The sequence below is a fragment of the Sedimentibacter sp. B4 genome (genome assembly GCF_000309315.1).
GTDB classification, from domain to species: Bacteria; Bacillota; Clostridia; order Tissierellales; family Sedimentibacteraceae; genus Sedimentibacter; species Sedimentibacter saalensis.
Genome location: NZ_CANG01000037.1, coordinates 26,866 through 42,692 on the forward strand (window position 1 = coordinate 26,866; position 15,827 = coordinate 42,692).

Here is a 15,827-nt window from a genome sequence, read left to right on the forward strand (position 1 = left end):
AAATTATTACTGTTTTTTGAATATTTTAGTAGTTTTATAATATATGGAAGTTCTCGACATAGTCTCCCTACCGGAGTTGCGGATTAACTTTTTTATATTCATATACCGAACATTTCATAACGAGATTCTGTCCGCTTAAAAATATCTGTGTCTTGTTTTTTACAAAGACCATTCCTGCCTTCTTCATGACTCTTCCTGATGAAATGTTCCTGATGTCGTGAAGCGCTCGTATTGTTTCAAATCCAACTTCATCCGTCAGAAAATCAAGCACTTTTATCAGGACTTCAGTGGCAATGCCTTGATTCCATCTTTTCTGAGCAACTGTATATCCAATTTCGCAATATTTTTTTCTTTCTCTTATGTTTGATACAGAAACAGATCCTATTACTTCTTCAGTTTCTTTGTCTGTAATGGCCCAGTGGTAATAATTTTTTTTCTTGTACCACTCAACCCACTCGGTAACATATTCTTTTGTTACATCTTGGCTTGTATGTACACTCCATGCGTTATACTTAGCAGAGTCCTTGTCGCTTGCCCAGTTTGTGAAAACATCATGAACATCGCTAATATGAAATTTTCTCAAAATAAACCTGTCTGTTTCTAAATTCAAAGTACCTGTATGATTTAAGACGCTGTTAATACTGTCAGAATTAAGCTGCATTGGTAATCTCCCCATTAGCCAAAAATTAATACAGCATATGCTGTTTAAACTATGTTCATTATACATTTTAAAATCTAAAATGCCTAGCTTTATTTAGTCGAAATTTAATAATTGTGCTTTTGTCAATATAATTATATAATAATGATACAAAAATTACTTCGTCGCAACATAAAACACATATTGGAGGAAGAATGGATAATTACATTAAATGCAACATAGAAGACAATTACAGCAACGCTGTGAGAAACAATACAGAAAAAAAAGATAAAAAATTCATACCTACCATAGAGTCAGTACTTAAAAAGAAACCTATTGAAATGCCCAAGGAAATTTATGATGCCAGCGGCATAAACATTTTTGGAAAAAGAATAAAATCTCTTATTTTTACAACAGATTTAGCAATAGTAAAAAATCACAATGCAGACGGGGTTATTGCAGTATATCCCTTCACACCTCAAATAGCCATAAACCAGGCAATAATCGAGCTTTCTTCGGCTCCTGTTTTTGTAGGTGTGGGAGGAGGCATAACAACAGGACAAAGGTCCATAGACATTGCCATCAACGCAGAACTCACAGGAGCTTACGGAGTTGTAATGAACGCTCCAACATCAAACGCTCTTATTTCTGAAATGAAAAAAAGATTGGACATTCCAATAATCATTACAATTGTTTCAGAAAAGGAAGATTTTGAGTCAAGAATTGAAGCAGGGGCTTCAATATTCAATGTTTCAGGCGGAGCAAACACAGCAAAAATCGTAAGGCTCATCCGTGAAAGACATCCTAATTTTCCTATAATTGCAACCGGCGGACCTAAATCCGAGCATATTTCAGCAACCATTGCCGCAGGTGCCAACACCATAACGTTCACTCCTCCCACAACAGGAGAGCTTTTTTCGGAAATTATGGACAATTACAGAGAAAAACTATTTTAAAATAAAAAACCTGCTTATGTAGTCAGTTTAAAAGACAAAGTATTTTCCGTTGTCATTCTGAGTCATAGCCCGAAGAATCTCATGTTTTCAACAAAGATGAGATTCTTCACTACGTTTCAGATCACAACGTCAGGGTTTGTCAATAGTCTGTACTTCTTAAGCAGGTTTTATTTATGTACTTATTCCATTTAATCCATGTTTTTCAGAACTTCTCTGTTTTGTTCTATTATACGGTTTATTTCTCCGATTTTTTCCTGAAGCTTGGACAATATTTCATCGCTATAACTATATGCACCAAATTTCATTTCATTTGCTTTTCTTTCTGCTTCCTGAATAATCTGATTTGCATGTTTTTGAGCTTGTTTTGTTATTTCATTGTCTTCAATGAGATATCTTTGCTGGTCCTGAACCTTTTCAATAAGTTCGTCTGCTTCTGACTGAGCTTCGTTTAAAATTCTCTGGCGCTCCTTAGCAACCCATGAAGCTCTGTTTATTTCATCAGGCAGCTTCAGTCTGATTTCATTGATAACCTCTAAAATTTCATCCTTGTCTATCATCACCTTGTTTGATAAGGGAAACTTAGAAGCTTCTTCAATTATATCTTCTATTCTTTCCAATAAATTTAATATGTCCATTTTTACCTCCCCATTATTTTTCTTAGTGCTTCTGCTACATTTTCCGGCACTAATTCTTTGAATTTTTCATCATATCTTGCAATTTCTTTAACACCGCTGGAGCTTACAAATGAATATTCAGGTGAAGACACCATGAACACCGTTTCTAAGTTTTCATTTAAAAACTTGTTATAAGCAGACATGCTGAGTTCATATTCGTAATCGGATACAGCTCTTAGTCCTCTTATAACAATTTTAATATCATTTTTTCTGCAATAATTCGCTACCATTTCGCTGGAACTATCAACAGTCACATTTTTTAAACCGCTTACTGCACCTTTTACAAATTCAACTCTTTCTTCACAGGTGAACATATATTTTTTAGCAACATTGTTGAAAACTGTAACAACAACATCGTCAAATTTTTCAGAGCACCTTTTTATGAGATCAAGATGGCCGCATGTAATGGGGTCAAAGCTGCCTGCATACAAAACTTTCATTTATTCCTCCGAGCATTCTATAATGCTGATTCTTGTTCTTCCATAGATTTTTTCTTTATATTTTATCACATTAGTATCAAGACATTCAATTACTATTTCTGATTTGTCTGTTTCAATCACAAGCATTCCACCGGGTTTTAAAATATTATGTCCAAACACTTTCTTTGCAATATTTGCTCCGCAGTTCAAGTCGTAAGGGGGATCTGCAAAAATGTAGTCAAATTTTTCATCTTTTGCTGCAAAGTTTTCAATTGCCTTTTCATAATCGCTTTGCACAACTTTCGCCCTGTCTTTAAAATTGCAGAGTTCCAGGTTCTTTCTCACAAACATAAGACTTTTATTGGACAAGTCCACAAACGTGCAGCTTTTTGCACCTCTTGCGAGAAATTCTATACCAACATTTCCGGAACCTGCAAACAAGTCAAGAACATTTGAATCCTCGTCTATGTATCCTATAATGTTGAATATGGCTTCCTTGATTTTATCGCTTGTGGGTCTTACAGACATTCCTTCAGGCGCATACAGCTTTTTTCCCTTGTTGGTTCCGGAAATAATTCTCATACGTTATCCTCTATCTTTCTAAAAATGAACCTCAATTGAAAATGATGTTTTCATCTCTGAACAAATTCATAATTTCTTTTTTTAAATTTTCAAAATTTTTTCCATGAAGTCCCGGATTTTCAGCAAGCATGTTTTTTGAAAGCTCCTGAACTTCTTTTACAACTTCCACATCATTTATTATATTTTGTATTTCATATTTTGACAAGCCATGCTGTCTTGTTCCGAAAAAGTCTCCCGGTCCTCTTATTTTCAAATCCTCTTCTGCCACTAAAAATCCGTTGTCTGTCTTTTTTAAAATATTCATTCTGTCAGCTGATTTTTTTGACTTGTTTTCATTTACCAGAATACAATAAGACTGATACTTTCCTCTTCCCACTCTTCCCCTGAGCTGGTGAAGCTGAGCAAGTCCGAATCTTTCAGCGTTTAAAACAAGCATTACAACAGAATTTGGCACATTTACGCCTACTTCTATTACTGTTGTTGATACCAGTACACTTATTTTACCCTCATAAAATTCATTTATTATTTTTTCCTTATCCCTGCTGTTCATTTTTCCATGCAAAAGACCTAATTTCAAGTCAGAAAAATGAGAATCTTTAAGTGTATTGAATATTTCAACGGCTGAATCAAGCTCCATTGTTTCTGATTCTTCCACCAGTGGTGCAACTATGTATGATTGTCTTCCTTCAGCAACCTGAGCTCTTATGAAGTCATATGCCTTTTGTTTTTCACTTTGCTTTAAGACTGTAGTAATAACCTTTTGTCTTCCAGGAGGCATTTCATCTATGATTGAAATGTCAAGGTCGCCGTAAATCATGAGAGCCAATGTCCTTGGTATGGGAGTTGCAGTCATTACAAGTATATCGGGGTTGTTTCCCTTGTTTGATATCATTGCCCTTTGTCTTACTCCAAAACGGTGCTGTTCATCTGTTACCACCAGTCCTATATTTTTAAACTCAACGCCTTTTTCAATGAGGGCATGTGTTCCAACTATAATTTGTATTTCACCATTTTTAAGATCTTCAAGAATTTTTTTCTTTTCTTTGGCTTTTGTGGAACCTGATAAAAAGGCAACGTTGATGTTTAAATCTGCCATCTTAAGGTATTCCATTATTGTATCATAATGCTGCAGTGCAAGAATTTCTGTGGGAGCCATCATGGAAGATTGATATCCTGACCCCACAGCAGAAAGAATGGCGTAAATGGCAACCACTGTTTTTCCAGAACCCACATCACCTTGAACAAGCCTGTTCATTGGTTTTTGCTTTTTCAAATCTTCTTTGATTTCATCTATAACTTTTTTCTGCGCAAGAGTAAGCTCATAAGGAACTTTTTCCATGAGCTTGTCTGAAATTTCCGTATTGTTTATAACATTGCCTGAAAAACTGCTTCTTAAGCTGCTTTTTATTGACAAGAGACCAAGCTGCATTATAAGAAGCTTTTCAAAAGCCATTGACCTTTTGGCCTGGTTATACTTCCTTCCGTTTTCAGGAAAATGAAGATTTTTTATTGCAGTCTTTCTATGTATCAGATTGTGCTGTTCCCTTATATCATCGGGAACAACATCTTCAATTTTGTCATAATATAATTCCAGTGCAAGTCTTGTTAGTTTTGTAAGCTCATTGTTTGTAAGGCCATATGTGAGGCCGTATATAGGGGTTATTTTACTTGCTTTCCAGTCTTTTTCACAAAACTCTATTTCAGGATTTATGAGTTCAAGTTTACCTAAAGACTGTTTAATCACACCAAACGCATAGTACCACTTATCAAGAACAAGCTTATCCATTAAAAAATCCTGGTTGAAAAATGTCAGTGCTACAAATCCTGTGTCATCTTTTACAACAGCCTTTATAATGTTCATATTTTTTCTGACTCTTGTATTTTTAGGCTGCTCAAAAAGCTGAACCTTTAAAAGGCACTTTTGGCCGTCTTCAACATCTATTATGTTTTTCACAAATCTTCTGTCTTCATATTTCAAAGGAAAATAATCAAGCAAATCCTTGATTGTGTATATGCCCAATCTATGAAGTTTTTCAGCTCTGGCCGGACCCACTCCCTTTAAAAACTGAATATTAACATCCAGCATACGCACTCCTCAAATAATTAAGAGTTAAAAATTAAGAATTAAGAATTATTGGTTGAATTTGTGCACCGCACAAATTCTTCATTTAATTCTTCACTCTTAATTCTTAATTTATAGATTTTATTAGTTGATTCATATCAGTCAGCAAGAAGATTATTCAACTGAAATGATATAATAATACAGAGGCTGGCCTCCGTATATTATTTCAACGTCACATTCCTCAGCAATTTCTTCAATTCTTTCCTTCATTTCTTCAGCTGTCTTTTTGTCTACGCTGTCGCCATAAAACAATGTAACCAGGAAGCTGTCCTCGTCAACCATTTCCTTGATGAGTTCTATTGCTTCATCTTCAGGACTGTTTCCGTGTGAAACTATGTCTCCATCAGAAAGTGCTATTATTTCATCTTTTTTAATTTCCATGTCGTTGAACACAGTGTCTCTTACAGCATAAGTTACCTGCCCTGTCTTAACTTCCTTCACTGCTTCTGTCATGGCCTTTACATTTTCTTCAACATCACTTTCTTCCTTGAATGCAAGCAGTGCTGTGATTCCCTGAGGAATGCTCTTGCTTGGAATAACATGAATGTCTTTTTTAGAAATTTCCTTGGCCTGAGTTGCAGCAAGTATTATGTTTCCATTGTTTGGGAATATTATTATATGGTCAGCATTTATGTTTTCAGCAGCATCAAATATGTCTTCAGTGCTTGGGTTCATAGTCTGTCCCCCTGACAAGAAAACATCCACGTTAAGGTCAGTGAATACTTTTTTGATTCCTTCACCCATGCCTATGGAAACAAAGCCATATTTTTTCTTTTCCTGACTTTTCTTTGAATTTTTAACTCTTTCCCTGAACTGTTCCTTCATGTTATCTATTTTTATTTTGGAAAGTTCTCCATATTTAACTGCAATTGCAAGAATCTGTCCTGGATTGTTTGTATGTATGTGAGTTTTTATAAGACTTTCATTTCCAACACAAACAATGGAATCACCCTTATCATAGATTTTACTTAAGAAATCATCAGATGTTCCCTTTGGATTTTTTATAAAAAATTCTGTACAGTATGCAAATATGATTTCATCTTCACTGGTGAACTCTTCTAATTCCACTGCAGTTTCAACTATTTGCATTTCTGATTTTTCCTGTTTTATTTCAACTCCTCTGAGTGCTGAAAGAGCTCCTTCAAGCAAAAATACAAGACCTTTTCCTCCTGCATCCACTACATCTGCCTGCTTTAAAACCTTGAGCATTTCAGGTGTGCGCCTTAAAGTGTCCTTTGCTTGTTCAATTAACATTTCCAAAAAAGCATCAGCGTCATCATAATCTGCGTACACTTCCATTGCTTTTTCTGCTGTTTCCCTTGCCACTGTTAAAATAGTTCCTTCAACAGGCCTCATTACAGCCTTGTATGCAGTGTCAGAAGCTGACTTGAACGCTTCAGCTATTACTTTGCAGTCAATTTTTACTGCTCCTGCAAGTCCTTTTGACATGCCTCTGAACAACTGTGATAATATTACTCCTGAGTTCCCTCTTGCTCCCATCAAAGAGCCATTGGCTGCTGCTTCAGCAATATGGACTATTGTGCTTTCAGACAATGAACTTATTTCCTTCATTGCAGATTGAACAGTAAGGTTCATATTTGTGCCTGTGTCTCCGTCAGGAACTGGAAATACGTTCAGGGAGTCCACTATTGCCTTGTTGTTTTCAAGGTTTGCGGCAGCACCTAAAAGCATCTTTTTAAAAGTAATATTATCAATATATTTTATATTCATTTTAGCCTCCTAATTATTTTTGTACTCTGACGCCCTGCACAAAAATATTCACATTATTTACAAAAACACCTGAAAAATTCTCCACGCTGTACTTTATCCTAGAAATAATATTGTCTGCCACCACAGAAATTTTAACTCCGTATTGCAGCACTATATACAAATCTATGTTGATTTTATCTTCTGCGGCAGTTACTTTTATTCCCTTAGTAAGCTGTTCTCTTTTTAAAAGTTCAAAGATTCCTTCAGTTGCATTTTTGGAAGCCATACCTACAACGCCGTAACATTCCATAGCAGCTAACCCGGCAAGAGTAGCAAATACTTGATCATCTATTATTATATTTCCATTTTCATTTGACATATTAACTGACATATTACCCTCCTATATTTTAATTTCTTAAATATTATTTAATTAGCTAGCTTATTATAACCTTTTTATTACAATTTTACAAACAAAATATGGACGAAAACGCTTAGTCCGGGCGATTATAATAAAAATAAGCATTTTTATTATACTAATTTAAATTTAATATTGCAATATTTATATTTTAATGGTAGAATTATAAAGTTAAAATTGTTAAACAGATTCTGTTTAAGCAAATAGATAGATAGTAAATGTTTAGATAAATGGGAGGTGTATAGCATGGCTAAGTTTTGTGAAGTATGCGGAAAAGGATCTATATCAGGAAACAGTATAACACATTCTGATAGAAAAATAAGAAGAACATGGAAACCAAACGTAAGAAGAATTAATGTTGTGGAAAACGGAGTTTCTTCTAAAAAGTTTGTTTGTACAAGATGCATGAGATCTGGAAAAGTACAACGTGCTATATAAGGCAATAATAAATAGTGGCTTACGCCATTATTTTTATTTTTTGCACAATAATAAAATATTCATTAAATCAAAGGAGCTTGAACAGGGTGCTGCCCAATATTATAAGCAGCATTCCAAGAATAAAAAGCCAAATTTTAACCGGCAGAATCTGTACAACAATAATAGCTCCTATTACAGCAATCATAAGTCCAAGAATTTCAGTAAATTTAAATTTAAATTTATTATTAGATGGACAGCATTTGCTTTTGCGTTTGAAATAATTCATAAGTACCTCCGGATATGGATTGGTATGAGCAATTTAAATTCTCAATGCCTTTGTACATTGTATTCAAAGCAATAAAAAAAGATACGCATAAAATTCATTTTTTGCGTATCTTTTTAATTGTCCATTTAATTAATCGATAATCTTTTCTATGCAACTAGAATTCTGCATTTTTAGGAGTTCTAGGGAATGGTATAACGTCTCTTATGTTGCCCATGCCAGTAAGGTACATTATTAGTCTTTCAAATCCAAGACCGTATCCTGCATGCTTAACTCCGCCGTACTTTCTAAGCTCTAAGTACCACCACATGTCTTCCTTCGGCACTCCCATTTCTTCCATTCTTTTTTCCAGCATGTCAAGGCGTTCTTCTCTTTGGGATCCACCAATAAGTTCTCCTATTCCAGGAACAAGAAGGTCCATGGCAGCAACAGTCTTGTCATCTTCATTCATGCGCATATAAAATGCTTTTATTTCCTTTGGATAATTTATTACAAAGACCGGTTTCTTAAATATTACTTCTGATAAATATCTTTCATGTTCTGTCTGGATGTCTGTTCCCCACTGAACGGGATAATCAAAATTGTCATTGTTTTTCATGAGAATTTCAATGGCATCAGTGTAGTCTATTCTTCCGAATTCTGAACTTACAACATTGTCAAGCTTGTCAAGAAGTCCTTTTTCAACAAAACTGTTGAAAAACTCCATTTCTTCCTTAGCATTTTCCAATACATAATTCACAACATACTTAACCATGTCTTCAGCAAGCTGCATGTTGTCACTAAGATCTGCAAAAGCTATTTCAGGCTCAATCATCCAGAATTCAGCAGCATGTCTTGTTGTATTTGAATTTTCTGCTCTGAATGTAGGTCCGAATGTGTACACATTCTTAAATGCCAGTGCAAATATTTCTGCTTCAAGTTGTCCGCTTACTGTAAGGTTTGCTGATTTTCCGAAGAAGTCCTTTGTATAGTCTGTTTTTCCGTCAACCTTTTCAATGTTTTCAAGGTCAAGAGCAGTAACTCTGAACATTTCTCCTGCTCCTTCAGCATCACTTGCTGTTATGATTGGCGGATGAGCGTACACAAATCCTCTCTCGTTAAAAAACTTATGTATTGCAAATGCTGCAAGGCTTCTAACCCTGAAAACTGCAGAAAATGTATTTGTTCTGGGTCTTAAGTGAGCAATGGTTCTCAAGTATTCAAGAGAATGTCTCTTTTTCTGAAGAGGATAGCTTGAATCTGATTCGCCTTCCATAACTATTTCTGTAGCTTTTATTTCAAATGGCTGCTTTGCTTCAGGAGTCATAACAAGTATGCCTTTTACTGAAATTGCGCTGCCTGTAGAATACTTCTTAACTTCTTCGAAATTTTCCAGGTGGCTTTCAAAAACAACCTGCACATTTTTCATATATGTACCGTCATTTAATTCTATAAATCCAAAATTTTTGGAATCTCTTATGGTCCTGATCCATCCTTCAATTTCTATTTCTTTTTCATTGTAATTTTCATAAGATTTGAATAAATCTCTAAAGTCTATTGCCTTCATGAATCCTCCTAGGTTTATATTTTAATCCCTTGAAATAAACAGCAGTGCCGTTCCTCCTTCAAGTATTATTCTTCCATTGTCTGAAATTATTTCATTGCTTACACAAAGTGTAGATCCTCTTTTTACAACCACCCTGTCCAAAGGATACTTGAATCCTTCAAGGGTTAGTCCGTTTATTTCTTCAGTAAGCGGTATAAGAGACACAAAAGTTTCTCTTTTTTTGTCTAGCAGCATATTACAGTTGTCTGAAATTATTTGTATTTTGTTGTTGTTGTCAACTATGATGATGTTTATACCTAATTTATAATATTTCTCAAGCAGCATCATGTTAGCAAGAGAATGGTCAAGTCTTGGTCCGCCTGTGGCTCCAACCAACAGTATATCCCTGAAGCCTTTTTTTACAGCTATTTCAATTGACAATTCCATGTCTGTAAAATCTTTTTCTGCAGGGTATTTCATGATTTCAGAACTTCTTTTATATTTTTCAAGAACATCCCCATGAACGGAATCGAAATCTCCAATGATCAAATCCGGAACGACCTGAAGCTTTTCAGCCTTTTCAAGCCCTCCGTCAGCGCATATGACATAATCAATGTTTATATTTTCAAGAGAAGTTTTGTCAACGTCATCGCCGTTTGCAATAATAAGTGCAACCATTATTTTGACTCCATTATTTTTTTAAACTTCCTTGTTTCTTCAGCGACATCTTTAGCCTTGTAAATTGCCGAGCCAGCCACTATTACATTAACTCCCCAGCTCAACACTTCCTCTAAATTGTTAAGGGTAACGCCGCCGTCAATTTCTATATCCACGTGAAGATTTAATTCATCAATCATTGACTTAAGTTCAAAAAACTTGTATTTCACGTTTTCTATGAGACTTTGTCCGCCAAATCCCGGATTGACGCTCATTATTAGAACCATGTCAACATCTCTTATAATATCTTTTAGAGTGCTTACAGGAGTTGCAGGATTTATTGAAACACCTGCTTTTAATCCGTAGGATTTTATTTTTTGTATTGTTCTGTGAAGATGAATACAAGATTCCTGGTGGACAGTTATTATGTCTGCTCCCGCATTATAAAAATCTTCAATGAAATTGTCCGGACTTTCAATCATGAGATGGACATCAAATGTCAGTTCCGTTGTTTTCCTCAGAGACTTCACAACGTCCGGACCTATTGTTATGTTTGGAACAAAATGTCCGTCCATTACATCTATATGAATATATTCTGCTCCGCCTGCTTCAACAAGCTTTATTTCTTCTCCAAGCTTTGAAAAATCAGCAGACAATATGGATGGTGATAGCTTATTCATGGTACCTCCTAGTAAATTTTTTTAGCCTTTTGTATTTCTTCTAAAAGTCTTCTGTAGTTGGCAAAACGAGTTTCACTTATTTTACCTTCACTGACGGAGTCCTTTATTACACAATTTGGTTCTTTGTTGTGAAGACAATCAGCAAATCTGCAGCCTTCATCAAATTTCTTTATTTCAGGATAATATTCCTTGAGTTCATATTCGCCTATTCCTGACAATTCAAATGAACTGAAGCCGGGAGTGTCAACAACGTATCCTCCAAAGCTAAGTTTGTAAATTTCCGCATGGCGGGTGGTGTGTCTTCCTCTTTTCAGCTTATCGCTTATTTCACCTGTCTTAAGCTGAAAATCAGGCTGGACGGCGTTCATGATTGATGATTTTCCTACACCTGACGGTCCTGAAAAAACACTTAATTTATCCTTTAATATTTCTTTTAATTTTTCAATGGAATTTTCATCCTTCTTGCTTGTAAAAATCACCTTGTAGCCTGTGTTTATAAAAATTTGTTCAAGTTCTATCTTTTTTTCATCATCTGCCAGATCACATTTGTTGAAACAGATAACTGGCTTAAGGTTGTTTATTTCAGCAGCAATCAAAAGTTTGTCTAGAAGAAGAAAGCTGGGTTCGGGATTTGTAACTGCGAAAAATATCAACAGCTGCTCTGCATTTGCAATGGGCGGTCTTTTTATTTCATTGAATCTGTCCTCAATTTCCTCAATATAACCGCTATTTTCATCTTCTTCTGTTATTCTTATCTTGACCCTGTCACCAACCAGGGGTTTTATATTTTTAATCCTGAACAGTCCTCTGGCTCTGCATTCGATTAATTTTTCTCCTGTATCAACGCAGTAGTTTCCACCTACGCCTCTTATAATGATACCATCAATCATAACAGCTCCTATTCAAAATTTATTTCTTTTGTTACATACGGCTCATTATCCATAAAAATTTCATACACCTGTATTCCTGAACCTTTTAGGTTTACAATTATACTCTGCTCTGAAGTTTTAACCTCCTGTGAATAAACAACTTCACGTCCGCCGTCTGTAACTCTCTGAATAACTACAGTTACTTTATCCTTGTCTTTTGGAAGAGCAATAGTCAAAGGATATATTCCTTCATATGTTGGTTCTTCTGTTCCCGGTTCCTGTGTGCCAGGTTCGGTTCCCGGTTCTTCTGTGCCGGGTTCTTCAGCTTTTCCTGAGCTTACGGTCATCCATATTGATGTTCCCTGTTCTACTTCCTGTCCGGCAGTAACACTTTGTCTCATGACCTGGCCTGCTGGTACTTCATCACTTGGCTCTTCAGTGACTTCTCCTACTGCAAGATTGTTCTGTACTATGAGAAGTTTTGCAGTTTCAAGAGCAAGCCCTGCAAGATTTGGCATCTTCACATAAACAACCTTCGGTCCCAAGCTTACAACATAGTCAACTTTATCCTTTGCTTCAGCTGGATTGTTTGCTGTTGGATACTGTTCAATAATCTGACCGGCAGCATATTTGTCTGAATTTTCTTCAGTGACTCTTCCTTCAGAAAGCCCTGCATCAGCAAGTATTATTCCTGCTTCGATTGCATATCTTCCAACAAGGTTTGGAACAGTTATTTCCTTTACACCCATGCTCACAACAACTTCAAGAGGATAATCTTCCTTAAGCTTTGCGCCTTCATCCACACTTTGTTCAATTACTTCACCTTCCTTGAACTCCGTTGAAAATTGTCTGTCAGATACCTTAAACTCCAAGCCTAAGCCTTCTACAATTTGTTTTGCTTCATCTTCATTTCTTCCGATTAAGTTTGGAACGGTTATTTCAGGCACATATAAAAATGCCTTGAAGGCAATTACTCCTCCTATTAAAGCAACAACCAATGCGCTTAAAATTGCAGCCACTGTAATTTTTGTATTTTTGCTTTTTTGTGCTTTATCTTCCATGTCTGTCTTTTTTTCCTTATGTTTATCCTGATTGTCCGTCGAATCGGTTTCTCCGAAAAAGCTTCTGAATGCATTGTCCGACTCTTCGTCTATTATGTCGATGTCAATTACTTTATTTTCATTAATGTCACCTATGACAGGCAAAACCATTGTAGGTGAATCAATTATTTCTTCCTCTGTTTTAACGGATGATGAAATTCCGTTCAATGAATCAAGTTTTCTTATTAATTCATCAGTATTTTGAAATCTGAAGCTCTGGTGCTTTTCGAGGCACTTCATTATTATGTCTTCAAATCCCTTTGATATTTGAAGATTTTTAACTTTCTTTGAAGGAGGTACCGGTTTTTCCTGTATTTGTTTCATTGCAACAGAAATATGATTGTCTGCATCGAAAGGTACAACACCTGTTATCATTTCATACATTACAATGCCCAGTGAATAAATGTCGGATTTGTCATCAACATATCCGCCACGGGCCTGCTCAGGAGAAAAATAATGAACTGAACCGATGACATTTGAAGTGTTGTTTATTGTGGAGCTTGTGGCAGCTCTGGCAATTCCGAAATCAGTTACCTTTGCAATTCCTTCTTCAGTTAAAAGAATGTTGTGAGGCTTTATGTCCCGGTGGACTATGTTGTTTGAATGGGCATGCTTTAACGCTTCAGCAACCTGACGTGAAATTTTCAAACTTTCAGTTTCTGAAAGTCTTCCTTTTTTGTTGATGTATTTTTTCAGGGTTTCTCCCTTTACATACTCCATAACAATATAATAAATATCTCCCTCGATTCCCGTATCATAAATGTTTACAATATTAGGATGAGCCAGACTTGCTGCTGAAAGTGATTCCTGTTTGAACTTTGCAACAAAATCAGGGTCTGATATGAGTTCGTCCCTAAGTATTTTAATGGCTACAAAGCGATTTAAGACATTGCATCTTGCCTTATAAACATTAGACATTCCTCCGCCGCCTATTTTTTCTATAATTTCATATCTATTTCCTAATATTCTACCTATCATAAGCTTCACCTCTAGTGATATTGTCAACAATAATTATGGTAATATTATCAGTTCCTCCATTATCGTTGGCCATTTTTATCAGTTTCTGCACGCTTGAAGAAGAGCCGTACTCCATTATGGTTTCAAGAATCTTTTCGTCTGACAAATGAGTTGTCAGACCGTCGGTGCACAATAAAATCACATCATTTTCAAAAATTTCTATTTCAAATATATCTGCCTGTACAGTTTCTTCGCTGCCTACAGCTCTTGTAATAACATTCCTTTTGGGATGATGCTTTGCTTCTCCCTTTGTTATTTTACCATCCTTCAAAAGTTCGTTCACATATGTGTGATCGTCTGTGAGCTGAGTAATTTCATTGCCTCTTATTACATATGCTCTGCTGTCTCCAACATTTCCTATGTACGCAATGTTCATTTCAAAATCTATAACAGCCATGGTAACAGTAGTTCCCATTCCGTTGCACTCATCTTTCACAAGGGCTTCTTTTCTTATTTTAGTATTTGCTTCTTCCACGCTTTTCATTATAAATGACGGCGGAAGAAAATTTTCTTTTTCACAGTCCTGTTTGAAGCATTCTCTTATGGTGTCAATGGCTATTGAGCTTGCTACTTCCCCAGCCTTGTGTCCGCCCATGCCGTCAGCAACAGCATAAAGGTTATACCTATTTGTTTCTTCAACTATTAAATTGTCTTCATTGTTTTCCCTCTTTAATCCCTTGTTCGTTTCATAGTACACCTTCATAAGGCACCTCATATTTTTAAAAAATTATTTCTGAGCTGACCGCATGCAGCATTGATGTCGCTACCAAGTTCTCTTCTAACTGTGGCATTTATTCCGTTTTCTGTCAGCAATTTTTTAAATTTTTCTATATTTAGATTTTCAGAAGGCTTTATGTCGGCCTCCTTCACATAGTTACATGGTATTAAATTAACATTTGCAAGCTTGTTTTTCAAAAGATGAGAAAGCATCATTGCATCTTCAGGAGAATCATTGAAGCCTTTAATCATTATATATTCAAATGTAAGTCTTCTTCCTGTGGAATTAATGTAGTGGTCGCAGGCTTTCATAAGCTCGGGAAGTTTGTACTTCTTTGCTGTTGGAAGTATTTCCTCTCTTTTTTCCTGAGAAGGAGCATGTAGTGATATGGCTAATGTGATTGGTATATCTTCATCCGCAAGCTTATAAATATTTGGTACTATACCGCAGGTTGAAAGAGTAATTTTCCTCATGGAGATATTTTGACCTCTTTCATCATTTATAAGTTTTAAAAATCTTATTACATTGTCATAATTGTCCAGAGGTTCTCCGGAGCCCATTATTACAACATTTGATATTTTTTCCCCTGTATCTTCCTGAATAAGATATATTTGTCTGAGCATTTCGGCTGCAGTGAGATTTCTTAAAAATCCGTTTTTTGTAGATGCACAAAAATGACAGCCCATTTTGCATCCCACCTGGGATGAAATGCATGCGGTGTTTCCAAACTTGTATTTCAAATACACGCTTTCGACCACATTGCCGTCCTCAAACATAATAACATATTTTTTTGTTTCATCCAGCTTGGACTCAAGCTTCAATTCTATTGTTGATTTTGTAAATTCATATTTTTTTGCAAGCTCTTCTTTTGTCTTCTTGCTTACATTTGACATTTTGTCGAAAGAGTCAACAGTCTTTTCATGTATCCAGTCAAAAATCTGTTTGGCTTTAAATTTCGGCTCACCAAGTTCTGTCATTGCCTTTTCCAGTTCTTCAAAGCTTAACTCATCTATTTTTATCATATATTTACCTTCTTGTTTAATCTC

General features: G+C 35.7%; 17 protein-coding genes. 2 read left to right on the forward strand and 15 right to left on the reverse strand.

Annotation, left to right across the window (positions count from 1 at the left end):
- Nucleotides 1–67: 67 nt before the first annotated feature.
- Complete coding sequence (locus tag BN358_RS06890; RefSeq protein WP_019228494.1) at nucleotides 68–661, reverse strand: GNAT family N-acetyltransferase; 594 nt, start codon at nucleotides 659–661, stop codon at nucleotides 68–70.
- Nucleotides 662–978: 317 nt separating this feature from the next.
- Here BN358_RS06890 and BN358_RS06895 point away from each other — a divergent pair, with 317 nt between their 5' ends.
- Entirely contained in the window at nucleotides 979–1,593 is a 615-nt protein-coding gene (locus BN358_RS06895; RefSeq protein WP_232233045.1) for a hydrolase, read from the forward strand.
- A 188-nt stretch (nucleotides 1,594–1,781) separates the two neighbouring features.
- On the opposite strand, the gene BN358_RS06900 is transcribed toward BN358_RS06895, so the two are convergent.
- From BN358_RS06900 to BN358_RS06925, 6 genes are all read right to left on the reverse strand, one after another.
- The gene (locus tag BN358_RS06900) at nucleotides 1,782–2,228 is read right to left on the reverse strand and encodes a hypothetical protein (protein ID WP_019228496.1); all 447 of its coding nucleotides are present in this window, start codon (nucleotides 2,226–2,228) and stop codon (nucleotides 1,782–1,784) included.
- 2 nt (nucleotides 2,229–2,230) lie between these two features.
- Nucleotides 2,231–2,707, reverse strand: a complete 477-nt coding sequence (coaD, locus tag BN358_RS06905; protein WP_019228497.1) for a pantetheine-phosphate adenylyltransferase — start codon at nucleotides 2,705–2,707, stop codon at nucleotides 2,231–2,233.
- Entirely contained in the window at nucleotides 2,708–3,268 is a 561-nt protein-coding gene (gene rsmD / locus BN358_RS06910; RefSeq protein WP_019228498.1) for a 16S rRNA (guanine(966)-N(2))-methyltransferase RsmD, read from the reverse strand.
- 31 nt (nucleotides 3,269–3,299) lie between these two features.
- Nucleotides 3,300–5,354, reverse strand: a complete 2,055-nt coding sequence (gene recG, locus BN358_RS06915) for an ATP-dependent DNA helicase RecG (protein ID WP_019228499.1) — start codon at nucleotides 5,352–5,354, stop codon at nucleotides 3,300–3,302.
- Nucleotides 5,355–5,504: 150 nt separating this feature from the next.
- The gene (locus BN358_RS06920) at nucleotides 5,505–7,121 is read right to left on the reverse strand and encodes a DAK2 domain-containing protein (RefSeq protein ID WP_019228500.1); all 1,617 of its coding nucleotides are present in this window, start codon (nucleotides 7,119–7,121) and stop codon (nucleotides 5,505–5,507) included.
- A 13-nt stretch (nucleotides 7,122–7,134) separates the two neighbouring features.
- Nucleotides 7,135–7,491, reverse strand: a complete 357-nt coding sequence (locus tag BN358_RS06925) for an Asp23/Gls24 family envelope stress response protein (protein WP_019228501.1) — start codon at nucleotides 7,489–7,491, stop codon at nucleotides 7,135–7,137.
- A gap of 270 nt (nucleotides 7,492–7,761) precedes the next feature.
- On the opposite strand from BN358_RS06925, the gene rpmB reads away from it, so the two are divergent.
- Entirely contained in the window at nucleotides 7,762–7,953 is a 192-nt protein-coding gene (gene rpmB, locus BN358_RS06930) for a 50S ribosomal protein L28 (protein ID WP_019228502.1), read from the forward strand.
- Nucleotides 7,954–8,020: 67 nt separating this feature from the next.
- Here the strand turns inward: rpmB and BN358_RS06935 are convergent, their stop codons facing one another.
- The 8 genes from BN358_RS06935 to rlmN all read right to left on the reverse strand — a co-directional run bounded on the left by BN358_RS06935 (nucleotide 8,021) and on the right by rlmN (nucleotide 15,803).
- Nucleotides 8,021–8,218 carry a hypothetical protein gene (locus BN358_RS06935; RefSeq protein ID WP_019228503.1) on the reverse strand — a complete coding sequence of 66 codons (198 nt, stop codon included), beginning with the start codon at nucleotides 8,216–8,218 and terminating at the stop codon, nucleotides 8,021–8,023.
- 154 nt (nucleotides 8,219–8,372) lie between these two features.
- Nucleotides 8,373–9,761 carry an asparagine--tRNA ligase gene (gene asnS, locus BN358_RS06940; protein ID WP_019228504.1) on the reverse strand — a complete coding sequence of 463 codons (1,389 nt, stop codon included), beginning with the start codon at nucleotides 9,759–9,761 and terminating at the stop codon, nucleotides 8,373–8,375.
- A gap of 21 nt (nucleotides 9,762–9,782) precedes the next feature.
- On the reverse strand, nucleotides 9,783–10,418 hold the full coding sequence (locus tag BN358_RS06945) for a thiamine diphosphokinase (protein ID WP_019228505.1): 636 nt from the start codon (nucleotides 10,416–10,418) through the stop codon (nucleotides 9,783–9,785).
- Nucleotides 10,418–11,077 (reverse strand): ribulose-phosphate 3-epimerase, encoded by a 660-nt coding sequence (gene rpe, locus BN358_RS06950; RefSeq protein WP_019228506.1) that lies wholly within the window; start codon nucleotides 11,075–11,077, stop codon nucleotides 10,418–10,420. The genes BN358_RS06945 and rpe overlap by 1 nt, the downstream gene beginning before the upstream one ends.
- Nucleotides 11,078–11,085: 8 nt before the next feature.
- Nucleotides 11,086–11,967 (reverse strand): ribosome small subunit-dependent GTPase A, encoded by an 882-nt coding sequence (gene rsgA, locus BN358_RS06955; RefSeq protein ID WP_019228507.1) that lies wholly within the window; start codon nucleotides 11,965–11,967, stop codon nucleotides 11,086–11,088.
- An 8-nt stretch (nucleotides 11,968–11,975) separates the two neighbouring features.
- The gene (pknB, locus tag BN358_RS06960) at nucleotides 11,976–14,024 is read right to left on the reverse strand and encodes a Stk1 family PASTA domain-containing Ser/Thr kinase (RefSeq protein ID WP_019228508.1); all 2,049 of its coding nucleotides are present in this window, start codon (nucleotides 14,022–14,024) and stop codon (nucleotides 11,976–11,978) included.
- Complete coding sequence (locus BN358_RS06965) at nucleotides 14,014–14,766, reverse strand: Stp1/IreP family PP2C-type Ser/Thr phosphatase (RefSeq protein ID WP_019228509.1); 753 nt, start codon at nucleotides 14,764–14,766, stop codon at nucleotides 14,014–14,016. The genes pknB and BN358_RS06965 overlap by 11 nt, the downstream gene beginning before the upstream one ends.
- Before the next feature lie 8 nt (nucleotides 14,767–14,774).
- On the reverse strand, nucleotides 14,775–15,803 hold the full coding sequence (rlmN, locus tag BN358_RS06970) for a 23S rRNA (adenine(2503)-C(2))-methyltransferase RlmN (RefSeq protein WP_019228510.1): 1,029 nt from the start codon (nucleotides 15,801–15,803) through the stop codon (nucleotides 14,775–14,777).
- Nucleotides 15,804–15,827: the final 24 nt, after the last annotated feature.

Coding starts and splice junctions, on each gene's coding strand:
- rsmD (WP_019228498.1), bottom strand. CDS start 3,268: ATGAGAATTATTTCCGGAACCAACAAGGGAAAAAAGCTGTATGCGCCT.
- BN358_RS06895 (WP_232233045.1), top strand. CDS start 979: ATGCCCAAGGAAATTTATGATGCCAGCGGCATAAACATTTTTGGAAAA.
- coaD (WP_019228497.1), bottom strand. CDS start 2,707: ATGAAAGTTTTGTATGCAGGCAGCTTTGACCCCATTACATGCGGCCAT.
- pknB (WP_019228508.1), bottom strand. CDS start 14,024: ATGATAGGTAGAATATTAGGAAATAGATATGAAATTATAGAAAAAATA.
- recG (WP_019228499.1), bottom strand. CDS start 5,354: ATGCTGGATGTTAATATTCAGTTTTTAAAGGGAGTGGGTCCGGCCAGA.
- BN358_RS06965 (WP_019228509.1), bottom strand. CDS start 14,766: ATGAAGGTGTACTATGAAACGAACAAGGGATTAAAGAGGGAAAACAAT.
- BN358_RS06925 (WP_019228501.1), bottom strand. CDS start 7,491: ATGTCAGTTAATATGTCAAATGAAAATGGAAATATAATAATAGATGAT.
- rpe (WP_019228506.1), bottom strand. CDS start 11,077: ATGAATAAGCTATCACCATCCATATTGTCTGCTGATTTTTCAAAGCTT.
- rlmN (WP_019228510.1), bottom strand. CDS start 15,803: ATGATAAAAATAGATGAGTTAAGCTTTGAAGAACTGGAAAAGGCAATG.
- BN358_RS06900 (WP_019228496.1), bottom strand. CDS start 2,228: ATGGACATATTAAATTTATTGGAAAGAATAGAAGATATAATTGAAGAA.
- asnS (WP_019228504.1), bottom strand. CDS start 9,761: ATGAAGGCAATAGACTTTAGAGATTTATTCAAATCTTATGAAAATTAC.
- BN358_RS06935 (WP_019228503.1), bottom strand. CDS start 8,218: ATGAATTATTTCAAACGCAAAAGCAAATGCTGTCCATCTAATAATAAA.
- rpmB (WP_019228502.1), top strand. CDS start 7,762: ATGGCTAAGTTTTGTGAAGTATGCGGAAAAGGATCTATATCAGGAAAC.
- BN358_RS06920 (WP_019228500.1), bottom strand. CDS start 7,121: ATGAATATAAAATATATTGATAATATTACTTTTAAAAAGATGCTTTTA.
- rsgA (WP_019228507.1), bottom strand. CDS start 11,967: ATGATTGATGGTATCATTATAAGAGGCGTAGGTGGAAACTACTGCGTT.
- BN358_RS06945 (WP_019228505.1), bottom strand. CDS start 10,418: ATGGTTGCACTTATTATTGCAAACGGCGATGACGTTGACAAAACTTCT.
- BN358_RS06890 (WP_019228494.1), bottom strand. CDS start 661: ATGCAGCTTAATTCTGACAGTATTAACAGCGTCTTAAATCATACAGGT.